Here is a 16,507-nt window from a genome sequence, read left to right on the forward strand (position 1 = left end):
TGCCGAAGCAAGGCAATTGATTGCCTTGTGGAGGCGTTGACGGGAATGTCAAACAGGCACGTCTTATGAAAAACACTCGCACCTCCCCTTCGGGGAGCCTTCCGGCTGCCGTTCGCTACCGCTCACGGGCCGTCAGTCCTAGCTCCTTCGGGGCAGCCCCCCTTGCAGGGGGGCCAAATCAAACCGGGGGCCGAAAAACCTTGCCTCCCCTGTAAGGGGAGGTGTCGCCAAAGGCGACGGAGGGGTTATCCTCTCCGCCGCAGCACAAAGGGGACGGCTGCAGCAAGCAGCACCCCAGCCCATGGGAGCCCTGCCTCACACCCCCTACTATTGCCCTTCTCTTCTTTGATATCAGCCTGCTTCAGGGTGTCCAATGCCGACTCCGCGGTAAAAACTTCCTGCGGTAACGGCAACGGTGCAAAAGCGGAGATGTTTCCGCCCAAGGGAATCGCACTGCCTGAACTGAAGACCGTTGCCTGTGAAGAGGCCGTTACGGGCAACGAATAGCGATGAAGCCTGTCCCCAACGGCCACCCAAAGGTAAGTCCCCTCCTGAACCATCCCCAACTGCCAAATGGCGTCGGTTGCAATTGTCTGGACTGGGGCAGTTTGAGGCAGAGTCCCAATGTCTGACATGGAACATTTATAAATTCGCACCTCACCTCCGGGCATTGCGAAAGGGGTACCCGGAAATTCCTTCCAAGTAGCGGCCTGTACATAAGCCGTATTGCCATGAAGAGCGATGGCGGTGAAATGATGCTTCCACGAAGGATCATTGTCGTGCATCTGCTGCCCCGTGACAAGGGTTTCGGTGGACATTCCGTTCAGGTTCACCTTCTCGATCCGGGACTCGGGATGCCAGTTGGAGATAAAGAAATGGAGACCGCCCCAAGAGGTGAGGTAGAGCGTACTGCCACTCTGGCAGTACGCTCCAGGTATACTGCCGTCGGTGTTCTTACCGTGCAGATCGAGCGCCCCGACCTGTCCCAGCTCCGCGTTGAGCTTCACCAGCTTGTTCGGAGAGTAAACGAAATTGGGGTAGTTCCCGGTATAAGATTTAAAGAGAGCGTAGACGAAGCTTCCATGAGCTGCCAGTCCCTCGCCGTTAGCCGTGTAGCCCGAGGGGGACTCATACTGAAAGAGGTGGGTGTAGAGGTTGTCCGGCCAGTAGGTCGTCCCCCACATATGGTTCCAGCGCGCGACCTTTGCGCTTCTTCTGACCGGATCCTCACTGTAGGCAAAGGCAAACGGCGTGCAGTCATAGCCGATGCCGTAGGGATGTCCTCCCATAAAAGCCAGAGCCCGAATGTTCTTCAGACGTACATGGGTTAACGTGCTCTCCGGGGACGACCAATTCAGCGATGCCGGATCATAGATACGGACCTCATCTCCAGGATAATAAGGATTTGAGTTGGGATATAAAGTCACGGCCACACGATCTGCCGCCCCACGTTTGAAGGGAAAAATAACCTGTCCCCAGTTACCGCCAACGTTGGTCGCAAGAACTATTGCGGTGTCCCCCACGATCTTGCCGACACTCGTAGAGGCATAGTTATTGTCATGCACCGTATACAGCAGGTTTGCCGAGGCCGGGGCTCCGAGGACCAGAGCCAGGGCAAAGAGCAACATCCCTGAAGGCCAACGCTTCATTGCCTTGCGATACATAACTTTACCTCCTCACTGAAATGATTTTTGATGTTCCTACGGACTACCACGCTCGCGAAGTTCCACCGCCTGTATGTCTTCTTTTTCCGCATCACCTCCCGCGTTTTTGAGGGGAAAGAGGGATTGCTCTTCACACTCAGCCCCCCTTCGGGGAGCCTTCCGGCTGCCGTTCGCTATCGCTCACGGGCCGTCAGTCTCGCCCCGCTGGGGCTCGCCAGCCCCCCTTCCAGGGGGGCCTAACAACGCGCTTCTTCATTTTCGCCTCCCCTGAAAGGGGAGGTGTCGCCGAAGGCGACGGAGGGGTTGTCCTTCACGCTCAGCAACAACCTCTCCAGCCCCTTCGGGGCAGAAGGCCAAAACAACCCCTCAGTCCCCCCTTCGGGGAGCCTTCCGGCTGCCGTTCGCTGTCGCTCACGGGCCGTCAGTCTCGCCCTTGCAGAGCTCGCCAGCTCCCCTTCCAGGGGGGCCTAACAACGCGCTTCTTCTTTTCGCCTCCCCTGCAAGGGGAGGTGTCGCCAAAGGCGACGGAGGGGTTGTTTTGAAGTGGTACGTTCAGTTTCCGGTCCCGGCTCTCAGCGCCTCGACCTCACCACGGGACAGACCGGTGAAGTCGGCAACCTGCTCAGGCGAAACGCCCCGGTTCAACATCCGCCGCGCCGTAGCGGCAATGCCTTCAACCTTACCTTTGGCCTCTCCTTCAACAAGTCCTTCATCCCTGGCAACGCGGCGAATCGTTTCGTCGGTCATCAAATCGTCCACCATCGCCTTATAGCTCGTAATGTAACGCTGGCGTTCCTCCTGGTTCTGCAGAAATTGTTTCTCCAGATCCAGCGCCTGACTAATCATCTCATCTTTCGCCACCTCCTCAGGCATCTCCTCCGCAGCCATCCCCGAAAGATACATCATCCAATAGTCCAGACGATTCAGTGGAGCGGTCAGCTCGCCGTCGCGCTCCTGCTCTGCGTCCTCCATGTCCCTGCCTCCTCTCCGAAAACGTCCTCTCACAGTCTAACTTTATTATAATTTGCCCGTTGCGTTCTTCGCCTCCCCTAAGGGGAGGTGCCGCCAAAGGCGGCGGAGGGGTTATTTCTCACGCTCAACCCCTCCCCTGCCCCTGCGGGACCAAACCAACCCCTCAGTCCCCCCTTGCAGGGGGGGGTCAATTACTGCCGCCGCAGCGCGACGGGAACGACCGCAGCGAGCAACAGCAGCCAGCCAAGGCCAGCGTTACACCCGCCACCGCCGCCGTCCTTGCCGTCAGGGCCTGGCTGAGGCCCCGGGGCCGAACCGCCCTTCAGCGACAGCAGCGCCAGCGGGTCCACCACCTTGCCGTTCGCCTCGCCGTCCAGGTCGTACTTCCCTCCGTCCCCGATGAACACGGTCAAAACGTACCGGCTGCGGGGCTGTAATTCATCGACACCCCGACCGCTCCCGTCCAGCACCGTGAACCGCCCGTCGCCGAACTCCTCCGGTTTGCCCGACCATTTCAGCAGCGCTCCCGTGTCCGGCCCCGTCGCCTTCAGCAGCTCCACCTCGGACGCCTTCTTCGCCATCAGATCCCTGCCCGTCAGCTCCAAACCCACTGCCGCAACGTTCGCTCCCTGCGGCAGGGTGGCCGACAACACTGGCAGCGTCCGAACCCGCTTCACCGTGGCCCCCTCCGGCAGCACCTTCCTGGCCACCTCACGGGCCACCCGGCTCTGGAGCCTCACGATGCCTGTATCCGGGTCGAAGGCCAGGTCCTTTGCTTCCAGTCCAGTGTCCGACAACGCCGCCGCAGCGTTCTTCAAAGCCGCTGCCTCGCTGCCGCCGAAGAACGCGGGCTTCGACGCTCCCACCCCCGCGGGCACGCCGTCCGGCAGCCTCGGGGCAATTCCCACCTCCGGCTCGCCAGGTTCGATGTCCGGGCTCGTCGGCGCAGGAACGTCGGGGCTCGTTGGTGCAGGAACGTCCGGGCTCACATCCGGGCTCACCGGCGCTGGGGGATTGTATTTGACCATGACGATCACGTCGTCCGACAGGCCGGACCCGTCCACCGCCTCGGCCAACACCCGGTACTTCGCGCCAGAGACCGGGCGCACCAGCGTCACCGCGGCACCCAGCCCATCGGCGGTGGGCATCAGCTCGATGTCGTCGGCCGCCGCTGAAGTTCCTTCGAGTACACTAAACGTCCATTTGGGAAGATAGGACACGGCGCCTGCGTCCGGAGCGATCGCCATATGGATCTCCGCAGATTGGTCTTTTTGGGCCAACTCAATGACCTTCGGGCTCAGGCTCAAGGACGCCAGTCGGATAAGCCGAACCGTGACGAAGGAAGCCGGGTAATAGCTCGTATCCCCCAGAAGGCCGTTGCAGGAGAGCTTGAGGCCGGACGTTCCCTTCTTCACGCCTCGAACGACCGCCATCCCGGCATGGTCGGATTCGACCTTCAGGATATTTTCGTCGAGGGGCGAAATTTTTAAGGAGACCGTCTCCCCATTGAAGGCATCCAAGGGATAGACCTCCGCCTTAACGGAGGCGGTTTTGTTCTCAGTCAGGCCGATCCAAGGGATCATGGCCACCGAGGTGGCCGGCAGGGCGGACTCCGCCGCAACGACATCGGTGCTGTCCAGTTTATCTCCAGCCCCTATCGCCTTGTCTGCCCCCAGGCCCGACACCCAGCGGCAGTTGCTGACCGCACCCTGAGCGTCCTGGTTGTTCCCGACGAGGGCGCCCACGTTCGCGTTGTCGCCTTCAGAGGAGACGTTGCACGCGGCAGAACAGTTCTCGACTTTTCCGAATGCGTAACCGGCAATGCCCCCTACAGCACCGTCCGGCCCCGTCACCGTTCCTTTGGCAAACGAGTTGCAGATCAGGCCTGCTCCGAGGCCCGCAACCCCTCCATAGGCTCTCACTAGGCTTGCCTCCGGTATCAAGGGAGCCATCGGCGTCCCCGCGATCGTGACGTTCCCCTCAAAAACCCCGTTGATTATCTTAGCGAAGCCAAAACCCAAGATGCCGCCCGCGCACACGTTGTCGATCCCGCACTGATACTCCAGCTCCGCCCTGGCGCGGCAGTTCTCTATTTCCGTTTGGTCATAGAGGCGTCCCACAATTCCGCCCAGGCACGTCGTGTCCGGCGTCCCCATTGCCGTCATCATTGCAGCCTCTTGCATGGGGACTGAGCTCTTCATGTCAAAAGACGCAAAACAGTTGCGGTAGCTTCCTCCCGATAGTATATCGAAACACCCGTCCAGTCCTCCGGCGATCCCCCCCGCGACGATCGAGCCACCGCCCATCGTTCGGTTGAGCATCCCCTCAAACACGGAGTCCTCAATATCACCGAGGTTTATCCCCGCAATCCCTCCAATGAGCACTTGAACGAGGGGGACTCCAGAGCTGGCGCTGCCCGCCTCGGGCGCCATCTCCAATGCTCCCGACACCCGGCATCCCCGGATTATCGACGAGGGGTTCCCAGGCAACCTCTGCGGGTTACACCCCACCAAACCGCCCAGAGCCCGGACAACCCCCTCCGATCCTACGTACCTCACCTTCCCCTTGAAGGAACAGTTCTCGACAATTCCTCGGTTGACGCCGAGGAGCGTCCCGTCAGCCCAACGAAAACCTTCTTGCATGACAGGAGATGCCCCTTTGGGGGCCAAGTTCACCGTTCCGCTCAAGTGCAGGTTCCTCAGGATGCCCCCTTTGAGAAGGTCCGAAAAAAGGGCTGTCGTGTTGCCCGTTCCCAGCGTAATGGAGCGGTTCCGGCCATCGAAGAGGCCTTCAAAAGCCCCGACGGCGGTCCATTCCTTACTTCCCAGGTCCAGATCCGCCCCCAGCGACACCGTCTTGTCCTTGAAGGACTTGCCCTCAAGGGTCAACTTCGCCAACCCGGCAAACTGGGCCTCTGAAGTGAGAGTGAATTCGGACTTGCCCTCGTCATACCAGCTCACATCCGCGCTGTCGATCCAGTTCGCCGCGTTCGCGGCCGGGCTGAAGAGAACGAGGAATGCCAGGAGAAACGCGGTGCAAAAGGCCCTTGCTTTCATCGTTTGCATTACTTGTCACCTTCTTTACTTTATTTGCCTCCCCTGGAAGGGGAGGTGGCCCGAAGGACCGGAGGGGTTGTTTTTCACGTTCAGCAACACCCCCCAGCTTCGCTACCGCTCAGCAGCCCCCCTTGCAGGGGGGCCAAAAGCCTCCCCGTAAGGTGAGGTGCCGAACAAAAGGAGGGCGGAAATCCGCCCTCCTCCTTTCCGTACCTTTTCCTAGAGGAAGAGAGCGATAACACTATGACCCTTAAAGCGTTATCCCCTCCGCCGCAGCGCGACGGGAACGACCGCCAGGAGCAGCAGCCAGCCGAACCCCGCGTCGCATCCGCTGCCGCCGTCCTTCTCATCCTTGGCGGCCATGGTCTGCACTGGCTCGTCCATCGCAGCCTGGGCAGCGGAAACACCTCGCAAAGAGGGGATGGCCGCAAATGCAGAGATATTTCCATACAGAGATGTTCCCCCCGGCCCGAAGACCGTTGCCACCGAGGAGGCCGTTACGGGCAGCGCGTAGCGGTAGAGGGAATCCCCCGCGGCCACCCAAAGGTAGGTTCCGTCCTGAACCATCCCCAACCGCCAAGCGCCGGTTATGGGTATCGTCTTGACCGGCAAGGTTTGAGACAGGGTATTCAAGCTCGAAATGGAACAGCTGTAGACACGCACCTCTCCACTTGGAGTTGCACCAGGACCAATCTGGTTCCAAGTCGAGGCCTGCACATAAGCCGTATTGCCATGAAGAGTGATGGCAGTGAAATGGTGCTTCCACATGGCGTCACTGTTGCGCATCTGCTGCCCCGTGACAAGAGTTTGGGTGGACATGCCGCTCAGATTCACCTTCTCGACCCGGGATTCGGGATGCCAGTTGGAACTGGCGGGCTGGTTACCGCCCCAAGAAGTGAGGTAGAGCGTACCGCTGTCTTGGCAGTACGCACCAGGTATACCGCCGTCGGTGTTCTTGCCGTTCAGGTCGATCGCCCCAACCTGTCCCAGCTCCGCGTTGAGTTTCACCAGCTTGTTCGGAGAGTAGACAAAATTGGGGTAGTTCCCAGTATGAGACGTAAAGAGAGCGTAGACAAAGCTGTCGTGAGTCGCCAGTCCCTCGCCGTTAGCCGTGTAGCCCGAGGGGGCCTCGTACTGAAAGAGGTGGGTATAGAGGTTGTCCGGCCAGTAGCTCGTCCCGCCCATATGATTCCAGCGCGCGACCTTTGCGCTCTTTCTGACCGGATCCTCACTGTAGGCAAAGGCAAAAGGCGTGCAGTCGTAACCGATGCCGTAAGGATGCCCGCCCATAAAGACCAAAGCGCGGACGTTTTTCAGGCGGGCATGAGTAATCGTGCTCTCCGGGGACGACCAGTTGAACGACGCTGGGTTGTATATCCGCACCTCATCCCCGGGATAGTAAGGATTTGTGTTGGGATATAAAGTCACGGCCACACGATCTGCCGTCCCACGTTTAAAGGGGAAAATAACCTGTCCCCAGTTACCGCCGACATTGTTGGCAAGGATCGTGGTGGTGTTTCCCACAACCTTGCCGACACTTGTAGAGGTATAGTTGTTGTCCTGAACAGTGTACAGCAGGTGGGCCGAGGCCGGAGCCCCAAAGGCCAGGACCAGCGCAAAGAGCAACATCCCGGAAAGCCAACGTTTCATTGCCTTGCAATGCATAACCTTACCTCCTCACTGAAATGATTTTTGATGTTCCGACGGACCACCGCGCACGCGAAGTTCCAGTATCTTGTTCTCCTTTTCCAAATCACCTCCTGCGTTTTTGAAAAGAGAGGTCGTCCTTTACACTCAGCACCCCCCCTTGCAGGGGGGCCTAAAGCCTCCCCTGAAAGGGGAGGTGGTCCGAAGGACCGGAGGGGTTGTCCTTCACGTTCAACAACACCCCCCAGCTTCGCTACCGCTCACGGGCCGTCAGTCTCGCCCCGTTGGGGCTCGCCAGCTCCTCTTGCAGAGGAGCCTAAAAAGCGCGCCCTGTCTTTGCCTTGCCTCCCCTGGAAGGGGAGGTGTCGCCGAAGGCGACGGAGGGGTTATCCCCTCCGCCGCAGCGTGACGGGAACAGCCGCCACCAGCAGCAGCCAGCCCCACAAAAGCCCTGCGTTGCACCCGCCGGACCCCTTGGACTCGTTGCCAGGTTTCGGCTTCGGTTTTGGAGACGAGGCGTTCGGCTCCTCAACGGACAATAGCAGCGCCGGGTCCACGATACGCCCGTTTGCACGGCCGTCGAGGTCGTACTTCCCTCCGTCCTCGATGAACAGCGTCAGCACGTACCGGCCACGGCCGCTCAGGTCCCCGACGATCCGGCCGCTCCCGTCCAGCACCGTGAACCGCCCGTCACCGAACTCCGAGACCGAACCCGCGTACTTCAACAGTTCCCCTTCCTCCGGGCCCAACACCTTCAACACCTTTACCCCGGACGCCTCCTCGGCCATCAGCGCGGAGCCCGTCACCTCGAGGCCCACCGCCGCAACGCTCGCTCCCGACGGCAGCGTCGCCGTCAGAACCGGCAGAGACTTCGCCTCGTCGATGAAGCCGTCGGAGCTCACGGCCTTCTCCGCAACCTCCCAGCCCACGTCCGCGTTCAGCTTCACCTGCCCCGTCTTTCGATCGACGATCAGGTCTCCCTTCTCCAGTCCGGAGTCCGCAAGCATCTTAGCCGCCAGAGCCAACGATTCAGACGGGGTTTTTCCAAAGGCAAGCTCAGGCTTCAACGCAATGATTTTCCCGTCCGTCCCCTCGGGCAGCTGCGGGGCGACGCCATGCTCCGGAACCTTGGGCGGCTCCACATCAGGACTCACCGGTGGCTTTATATCCGGGCTCACCGGCGGCTTGACGTCCGGGCTCACGTCAGGACTGGTCGGTCCAGACAGGGCAGTGTTCTTCGCCAGCACCAGAGAGGCGGCGACCCTGCGCTCCGCCGGGATCAGGTCGATCCGGCCTCCATCCCGGACGTACACCACCAGGCCGTATTTCTTATCCGGGACGAACGGCTCGTTCCCGGGCATCGCCGTGCCATCCTCGTGCTGCACCGCAAAGTGCCCATCCAGATAATCCCTCGGGCTCTCCGCGTAACGGAAAACCTCCCCCGTCCCCTTGGGACGCGCCTCAAACAGCACGACGTCCTTCGGCGCAGCGGCGCGGAAGCGCTTGCCCTCCACCAGGAAACCCACCGCCGCCAGCGTGCGCGCCTTCGACACCTCCAGCGCGATCAGCGGGAAGGGCGAGGCGCCGCTCAACTTGATCCCCTCCGCCTTCCCCAGCTCCTCCATGACCGTCTCCAGCCGGGCTCGGCTCGGGTACAGCAGGCCGTCGCCGCCAAGGCGGAAGTCCTCAAGGGCCGCCCCAATCTCAGATATCAGTTCAGCGGCCTGGTCAGACGTCGTCCCGAAGGGACGCTTCCCCTCCGCCCCACCCGGAAGCATCGCCCCGATCGGGACAAACCCCGGCACGTTCGGCTCCGCGCCCAGCGCCTCGCCCCACACCGTGACCGCTGCGGACAGTCCGCCGGCCGACTGGACCGTGATACCGTAGGAAGCGCCGTCCTTGTACTGCTTTTTCAGCGTCACCGCAGCCGTCCCGTCCCCGTGATCCTCCAGGAGGAGGTCGTCAACAGCCCCCTGCCCTTCGGCCTTCGCCACGGTCCAGGTCAACCCCTCGGGTTTCGCGTCGGTGGGGACGATCGCGGCCGTCAGCGTAGCGACCTCCCCCTCCTTCAGTGCATGGCCGGGGCCGCCCAGAGCGATCCCCGTCGCCGGCGGCAGGGCGTTCACCACCTTCAGCACCGCGCCGGGCGTCAGCGCTGCATCATCGCTGGCCGCCGGCACACCCAGCACGCCCGTCACCGACAAGGACAGAGCATGATACCCTTCCGATACCGCCTTCACCTTCAGCACGGGCCCATCCATCCCGGACAGTACGCTCAGTCCCGTTCCCTTCACACTCCATTTGTACTTCACTCCAGACGGATCGCCGGTCGGCGGGTAATGGCGAGCGTGGACCTCCCGCGTCTCCCCGACGAGCATCGTGCGCACGTCGGCCGCATCCAGCACCACTGCCGTCACCGGCAGTTTTGCCGGATCCGTAATCATGCCCCCTGGGACCTTCCCCGTACCCAATCCAAAACTGGGCTGATTTTCATTTACCTTCAGCCAATAACAGTCGATCCAGCCATAACCATAAGCCCCCACGATGCCTCCTGTATAAGAAGGGTTAGCTTTTACTTTGTCTGCTGCAGAAGTACAATATCGGAATTCACTTTGATTTGGGCTGAACCCGCCAACGATACCCCCCGCATCCATGTCCGCCGTTATTTCGGAGCACATCGCCACGCAGTTTTGAAGAGATCCCTGATACCAATAAGAAAAACCCAATATTCCTCCCGCATAGTTGGCCCCACCAGCACCATGCGTCTTGATACTGCCGTAGGCGACACAGTTACGGATGAGTCCCCCTCCGTTCAAAGAAGCAACACCGGCCACATAGGCATTGTTCGGACTGGCTCCCATCAGGTCGAAGGACGTGATGCAGTTTAAAATATTTCCATCCGACCAGGTCGTGAGCCCTGCGGCGCCATTGGAGTATTTATTGGTGATCGCCCCCATGAGCACAAGATTCTTAACCGTCGCCACAGGGGCGACATACCCCAAAAAGGCTCCGGAATGACAGATCTTAAAACAATTTGGGCTGACCGGAAGATGCTCGCCCGTGGAGATCGTCACTCCCGTAACGGCGTGGCCACCTCCGTCAAGCGTTCCGGCAAAGTCTGCCAAATCGCCATAAGCACACATCCACCCCACGGGAATCCATTCTCTGCCGGCTACGGAGATGTCCCGTGTCAGCAGAATGTGTTTATCCCTGAAAGCATTTCCTGCGTTGACCAGCTTTGACAGCCCGGCCAACTGTTCCGCCGTCTCGATGAGATAGGGGTCGGACTCCGTCCCGGCATGTTGGTTCACCCAGGACGTATCGGCCACGTCGGACCACAATTCAGCACTCAATGCTGCAGGCTGCAAGCCCAGCAGCACCACACCAAGAGCTACGACACAGACAATGCCATGCAGCCATCTGCGCATGGGTTCACGCTCCTTTCAAAACTATTGTTACCTCCCCTGAGTTGCCTCCCCCAAACGCGCCTCTTCTTTTCGCCTCCCCTGCAAGGGGAGGTGGCGCCAAGGGCGGCGGGGGGGCCGTTCTTCACGCTCAAAAACAACCCCTCAGCCCCTACGGGGCAGCCCCCTTCCAGGGGGGCCAAAAGCCTCCCCTGCAAGGGGAGGTGTCGCCAAAGGCGACGGAGGGGTTAGCTCCTCCCCTTCACAAAATTCTCGATATCCACACAAACTGCTTCAAAATTTTCTGCGACGTCAAGATTCGTGTAGCGTAACACCGTTATACCCAAGGATTTCAGAAATTTCGTCCGTTCGAGGTCATATTTCACAACGGCCTCGTCACAATGTTGCCCTCCATCCACCTCGATTGCCAACTTAAAGGAAGCACAGTAGAAATCCACGATAAAATTACCGACAACACGCTGCCGATAAAATTTCATGGGAAAGTCCCTCAAAAACTCGTACCACAGACGTCGTTCCTGAGGGGTCATCTCCCGGCGCAACAATCTTGCGTACCCCAAAAGGTTTTTGTTGCGAGGCAGGAGGGGCATCATATCATTCCTTCCCATCCGTCTCTTGCTTTCCCAGCAAGGGGAGATGCCGAACGAAGTGAGGCGGAGGGGTTCGGCCAGACGACACGACTTACGGACGCCGACAGGCGGTCGGCGTCGTGTCGGTCGGCTGTGCCGAAAGAGGACAATAAATTGTCCTCTTTCGGCGTTGGCGGGAGATGTCAGACAGGCACGTCTTATGAAAAACACTCGCCGCCCCTACCCCCCTCCCCTTCGGGGCCAAAACCAACCCCTCAGTCTCGCCCCGCTGGGGCTCGCCAGCTCCCCTTCCAGGGGAGCCTAATAAACCGGGGGCCTAAAGCGTGCCTCTTTGCTTTGCCTCCCCTGAAAGGGGAGGTGCCGAACGAAGTGAGGCGGAGGGGTTGCTTTCATGCCCAAAAACAACCCCCCAGCCCCTGCGGGGCAGCCCCCCTTGCAGGGGGGCCAAGAAAACCCGCCTCCCCTGAAAGGGGAGGTGTCGCCGAAGGCGACGGAGGGGTTATCCCCTCCGCCGCAGCACGACGGGAACGGCCGCAGCGAGCAACAGCAGCCAGCCAAGGCCAGCGTTACACCCGCCACCGCCGCCGTCCTTGCTGTCAGGGCCCGGCTGATGTTCCGGGGCCGAACCGCCCGTCAGCGACAGCAACGCCAGCGGGTCCACCACCTTGCCGTTCGCCTCGCCGTCCAGGTCGTACTTCCCTCCGTCCCCGATGAACACGGTCAAAACGTACCGGCTGCGGGGCTGTAATTCATCGACAACCCGGCCGCTCCCGTCCAGCACCGTGAACCGCCCGTCGCCGAACTCCTCCGGTTTGCCCGACCATTTCAGCAGCGCTCCCGTGTCCGGCCCCGTCGCCTTCAGCAGTTTCACCTCGGACGCCTTCTTCGCCATCAGATCGGCCCCCGTTATCTCAAGACCAACCGCAGCGACGGTTGCCCCCTTCGGCAGAGAGGCCGACAACACCGGCAGCGTCCGAACCTTCTTGAGCGAAACGTCCTTCGGAAGCACCTCCCTGGCCACCTCGCGGGCCACCCGGCTCTGGAGCCTCACGACGCCCGTATCCGGGTCGAAGGTCAGGTCCTTCGCCTTCAGTCCACTGTCCGACAACGCTGCCGCAGCGTTCTTCAACGCCGCATTCTCGCTGCCGCCGTAGAACGCGGGCTTCGACGCCCCCACGCCCGCGGGCGCGCCGTCCGGCAGCTTCGGGGCAATTCCCGTTTCCGGATCGTCCGGTACGTCAGGAAGGGTGATATCCGGGCTCACCGGCGGTTTTACATCGGGACTCAGCGGCGGTTTGATGTCGGGACTCACGTCCGGGCTTACCGGCGCGGGAACGTCGGGGCTCACGTCGGGGCTCACCGGCGGCACTGGGACGTCAGGGCTCCCAGGAACCGGGGGAACGTAATTGACCGTGACGATCACGTCGTCCGACAGGCCGGACCCGTCCACCGCCTCGGCCACCACCCGATACTCCGCACCAGAGACGGGCCTCACCAGAGCAACCGCCGCGCCAAACCCGCCGTCGGCAGGTGTCAGCTCGATGTCGTCGGCCTCCGCGGAATTGCCTGCAACGACCTCAATTCTCCATTTGGGAGGATAGGACACCGTATTCTTATCTGGATCGATCAGGGTGCGGATATTCTCCTTATGGTTTTTATTCCTCAAGACAAGGGTTTTGGGCCTCAGAGAAAGCTTTTCCATCAGGACCCGATGCACGAAGACCAAGCAGGAGGGCTTGGATACGTTCTCCTCCACCAGAGGCCCGCACTGCGCCATCACCTCGGCTGCCCCCTCCTTCAGCCCCATCATGGAGGCCGTAGCCGTCTTTCCTTCGTCCAGTTTCAGCACCCCGACCTCTGACTCCCGAAGCGACCAGGCAAAGGTCACGTTCCCGATCTGGCTGCTAACCTCCGGATAGAGCTCGACGCTCAACTCGCCCCTTTTTCGCTCCGTCAGGCCGAGCTGGGTCGGAAGAAGCGCAACGGTAACGGGCAGGTCCGCGTCCGACGGCACCCTGTCGCAGCTCACCAATTCCACCTTTGGGGAGTTGGCCCCCAACGGGTTTTCGCCCTCCGACACCCAGAGGCAACGGACGATCTGATACTTATCTCCATACGTAGAGGCAGTCCCCGCCAATTCGCCGGCAAGCCCGCTGGTGCTGGAGACCGCACAGGCCGAGGAGCTGTTTTCAATCCTGACAAGTTTTTGAGCATGAGCGAGATGGCCCACAAGTCCCCCTGAGACTCCAAGCTTGTTGGCCACCTTGCCCCGGGCAAAGCAGCTGCGGATATTTTTGTCCCCCAGGCCTGCAATGCCCCCAGCGCTGCTGGGGGCATCCGTTTCTCCCCACGAGGTGTTGCCGACCCCAATGTCTCCGCTGAAGACGCACTGGACGACGTCACCTCCCTTTCCTCTCCCGACGATCCCACCGGCATAAACCACGTCGTCGCTGCCCACGTAGCGGATACTCCCCTCGGCCAGGCAGCCTTCAATGAGATCTCCGTTGACCCCGGCTATTCCGCCCAATATTGTTTGATAGTGGTGCGAATCCTCGTCGAGAGTGTTGATGAACTCCGAGTCCGCCCCCAGGACGACCTGCGCGCGGCAGTTCCGTATCTCGCCCCCCTGTCCAACAATCCCCCCCATGGTGGAGTCCCCATTAGCCATGCGGTCGATCGTTCCCTTGAAAGAACAATTTTCAATGGTTCCAACGCAATAACCCACCACCCCCCCGACAATTTGATGTGCCCTTTCCAAGTGGGGGGGGTCACCTACCAAGTTGTAGGAAGCATCGGCAATAATCAGACTCTCTACAGAGCAACCCCGAACCCTCCCTGACCACTCGACCTTCTCCACGAGCCCTCCGGTTACAGGAGAGCTGGTTAGGGTAGAGCCAGGGGGGGGGTGGGATCGGTTAGCACAGCGCCTTTAAAGAAACAGTCCTCCACCGTCCCCTTTGAAAGAACCTTCACCAGGCCGCTTCCGGAGGAATCGCCGACCTTACGGAGGCCACGCAGCAGGGCGCCCTCCCCGGAGATGTGGCTGAAGAGCGTCGTGCGCCCCTTGACGACGTGCCCTTTTCCATCGAAGACGCCGGAGAAAGTCCCGACGGGAGTCCACTCTGCCCCGTTCAGGTCCAGGTCCGACTTCAGGCTCACCGTCTTGCCCTCGAAGGCGTTGCCCCTCTGCGTCAGTTCCACCAGCCCGGCAAACTCCTCCGGCGTGGATATCTCGAATTCCGTCGCCTGAGGGTTGGCCGAGACGACGTCCTCGTACCAGCTTATGTCGGCGTTGTCCAGCCAGTTCGCCGCTTCTGCGGATGGCGCGGGAAGGGCAAGGAACGCCAAAAAGAATGCGGCGCAGAGGGCCCTTACTTTCATCGTTTTCATTACTTGTCACCTTCTTTACTTTTTGCCTCCCCTGAAAGGGGAGGTGGTCCGAAGGACCGGAGGGGTTCAGCCAGACGACACGACTTACGGACGCCGACAGGCGGTCGGCGTCGTGTCGGTCGGCTGTGCCGAAGCAAGGCAATGGATTGCCTTGTGGAGGCGTTGGCGGGGAATGTCAGACAGGCGCGTCTTATGAAAAACACTCGCCGCCCCTACACCCCTCCCCTTCGGGGCAGCCCCCCTTGCAGGGGAGCCGAGACAAAAGGAGGGCGGAAATCCGCCCTCCTCCTTTCCGTACCTTTTCCTAGAGGAAGAGAGCGATAACGCCACGTTTCCTCAAGCGTTATCCCCTCCGCCGCAGCGCGACGGGAACGACCGCCAGGAGCAGCAACCAGCCAAAGCCCGCGTCGCAACCGCTGCCGCCGTCCTTCTCATCCTTGGCGGCCATGGCCTGCACCGGCTCCTCCTGTGCCGTCTGAGCGGCAAAGACACTACGAAGCGACGGGATCGGCATGAAGGAGGAGATGTTGCCGCCCAAGGACACGCCGTTGGGCCCGAACACCATATTCGCGGTGCCGTTCGCAGGCAGCGTATAGCGGCGAAGGTTCTTTCCCGCGGCCATCCAGAGGTACTGTCCGTCCTGGACCATCCCCAGCCGCCAGCCGCCGGAAAATGAGACCGTGTCGACCCGATGCGCTCTGCCCAGCGACCCCAGGGAGGCGACGGGGACCGCGTAAAGCCGGACCTCGCCCCCTATCCACGAAGCGTTCCAGCTCACAGCCTGCACATAGGCGGTGCTGCCGACGATCACGATGGAGGTGAAGTGGTGCCTCCAGCCCGTCTCGCGACCGGCGACCTGCGAACCGGTGACGCAGGTGGTGTGGCTCAGGTTGTTCAGGTTCACGGATTCGATCATGGAATCGGGATTGTAATTGGGGGCCGTGGGCTGCGACCCACCCCAGGCAGCGATGTAGAGGGTCCCGCCGCTCAGGCAGGTGGCACCGAGAGTGCCGCCGTCGGTGTTCTTTCCGTACAGGTCGATCGCCCTGACCTGTCCCAGCTCCGCGTTGAGCTTCACCAGCCTGCTTGGGTTGTAGACGAAGTTGGGGTAACTCCCCGTCTGGGACGTGAAGAGCGCGTAAAGGAAATTGCCGTAGGACACCAGGGCCTCCCCGTGCCCGTCGCCCGACGGAGGGTTGTACTCGTAAACATGATCCATGTCGGGGGTATAAGTGCTGCCCGACATCCCGATCCGCGCCACCCTGGCCTTGGTGTTCTGCGCATTCGCCTTCCCCATGTAGGATGTGCCGTAGAGGTAGCTGCCCTTGGAGACCATGCTGCGGATGTTGGGCAGGTAGGGATGTCCCGTCAGCACCGGCAACGTGCTTATGAATCTGGGATCATAGACCTGGATGACGTCCGGCTGTACGCCGTCGAACGTCTGGCAGAGGGTGACGGCCACCCGCTCCTGGTTCGCGTTCTTGAAGGGAAAGATCCCCTGTCCGTACTTTCCTCCGATATCCCTGGAGAGGGTATAGACTCTATACCCCGAGATCTTCCCAAGACGCGCGTTGTTGAACAGATCGTCCTGAGCCGTGAACAGCAGGTTTGCCGCCGCCACGGGCATAGCCGACAGGACGAGGACCGCTGTTACAAGCAGCATCCCGGAAAACCAGCGCTTCATCGTCTTGCGATACATAACTTTACCTCCTCGCTGAAATGATTCCCGATGTTCCGACGGACCACCGCGCACGCGAAGTTCCACA

Annotated in this window: 9 protein-coding genes and 1 pseudogene; all 10 read right to left on the reverse strand. The window is 60.8% G+C overall.

What is annotated here, in order from left to right; genetic code table 11:
- Nucleotides 1-245: 245 nt before the first annotated feature.
- Entirely contained in the window at nucleotides 246-1,664 is a 1,419-nt protein-coding gene (locus ACK28C_RS12635) for a hypothetical protein (RefSeq protein ID WP_015556518.1), read from the reverse strand.
- A 552-nt stretch (nucleotides 1,665-2,216) separates the two neighbouring features.
- Nucleotides 2,217-2,636, reverse strand: coding sequence for a hypothetical protein (locus tag ACK28C_RS12640; RefSeq protein WP_015556519.1), 420 nt, complete (start codon nucleotides 2,634-2,636; stop codon nucleotides 2,217-2,219).
- Between the two features lie 191 nt (nucleotides 2,637-2,827).
- On the reverse strand, nucleotides 2,828-5,701 hold the full coding sequence (locus ACK28C_RS12645; RefSeq protein ID WP_015556520.1) for a Synerg-CTERM sorting domain-containing protein: 2,874 nt from the start codon (nucleotides 5,699-5,701) through the stop codon (nucleotides 2,828-2,830).
- 249 nt (nucleotides 5,702-5,950) lie between these two features.
- Nucleotides 5,951-7,357 carry a Synerg-CTERM sorting domain-containing protein gene (locus tag ACK28C_RS12650; protein ID WP_015556521.1) on the reverse strand — a complete coding sequence of 469 codons (1,407 nt, stop codon included), beginning with the start codon at nucleotides 7,355-7,357 and terminating at the stop codon, nucleotides 5,951-5,953.
- 368 nt (nucleotides 7,358-7,725) lie between these two features.
- Nucleotides 7,726-10,767 carry an Ig domain-containing protein gene (locus tag ACK28C_RS12655; protein WP_409152278.1) on the reverse strand — a complete coding sequence of 1,014 codons (3,042 nt, stop codon included), beginning with the start codon at nucleotides 10,765-10,767 and terminating at the stop codon, nucleotides 7,726-7,728.
- Nucleotides 10,768-10,991: 224 nt separating this feature from the next.
- Nucleotides 10,992-11,354 (reverse strand): endonuclease domain-containing protein, encoded by a 363-nt coding sequence (locus tag ACK28C_RS12660; RefSeq protein WP_409152279.1) that lies wholly within the window; start codon nucleotides 11,352-11,354, stop codon nucleotides 10,992-10,994.
- Nucleotides 11,355-11,850: 496 nt separating this feature from the next.
- Nucleotides 11,851-13,998, reverse strand: a complete 2,148-nt coding sequence (locus ACK28C_RS12665) for a Synerg-CTERM sorting domain-containing protein (protein WP_409152661.1) — start codon at nucleotides 13,996-13,998, stop codon at nucleotides 11,851-11,853.
- A 30-nt stretch (nucleotides 13,999-14,028) separates the two neighbouring features.
- A pseudogene (locus tag ACK28C_RS12670) lies at nucleotides 14,029-14,208 on the reverse strand (GLUG motif-containing protein); the annotation flags it as partial.
- 26 nt (nucleotides 14,209-14,234) lie between these two features.
- On the reverse strand, nucleotides 14,235-14,741 hold the full coding sequence (locus ACK28C_RS12675) for a hypothetical protein (protein WP_015556524.1): 507 nt from the start codon (nucleotides 14,739-14,741) through the stop codon (nucleotides 14,235-14,237).
- Between the two features lie 343 nt (nucleotides 14,742-15,084).
- A complete protein-coding gene (locus ACK28C_RS12680; protein WP_015556525.1) occupies nucleotides 15,085-16,440 on the reverse strand; it encodes a Synerg-CTERM sorting domain-containing protein in 1,356 nt (451 codons plus the stop codon).
- Between the last annotated feature and the right edge of the window lie 67 nt (nucleotides 16,441-16,507).

The organism is Fretibacterium fastidiosum, from assembly GCF_964642095.1.
In the GTDB taxonomy this organism is placed as follows: domain Bacteria; phylum Synergistota; class Synergistia; order Synergistales; family Aminobacteriaceae; genus Fretibacterium; species Fretibacterium fastidiosum.

Excerpts from the sequence above, each read along its gene's own strand:
- ACK28C_RS12635 (WP_015556518.1), bottom strand. The coding sequence starts at position 1,664 with ATGTATCGCAAGGCAATGAAGCGTTGGCCTTCAGGGATGTTGCTCTTT.
- ACK28C_RS12655 (WP_409152278.1), bottom strand. The coding sequence starts at position 10,767 with ATGCGCAGATGGCTGCATGGCATTGTCTGTGTCGTAGCTCTTGGTGTG.
- ACK28C_RS12680 (WP_015556525.1), bottom strand. The coding sequence starts at position 16,440 with ATGTATCGCAAGACGATGAAGCGCTGGTTTTCCGGGATGCTGCTTGTA.
- ACK28C_RS12660 (WP_409152279.1), bottom strand. The coding sequence starts at position 11,354 with ATGATGCCCCTCCTGCCTCGCAACAAAAACCTTTTGGGGTACGCAAGA.
- ACK28C_RS12645 (WP_015556520.1), bottom strand. The coding sequence starts at position 5,701 with ATGCAAACGATGAAAGCAAGGGCCTTTTGCACCGCGTTTCTCCTGGCA.
- ACK28C_RS12665 (WP_409152661.1), bottom strand. The coding sequence starts at position 13,998 with ATGGGGGGGATTGTTGGACAGGGGGGCGAGATACGGAACTGCCGCGCG.
- ACK28C_RS12640 (WP_015556519.1), bottom strand. The coding sequence starts at position 2,636 with ATGGAGGACGCAGAGCAGGAGCGCGACGGCGAGCTGACCGCTCCACTG.
- ACK28C_RS12650 (WP_015556521.1), bottom strand. The coding sequence starts at position 7,357 with ATGCATTGCAAGGCAATGAAACGTTGGCTTTCCGGGATGTTGCTCTTT.
- ACK28C_RS12675 (WP_015556524.1), bottom strand. The coding sequence starts at position 14,741 with ATGAAAACGATGAAAGTAAGGGCCCTCTGCGCCGCATTCTTTTTGGCG.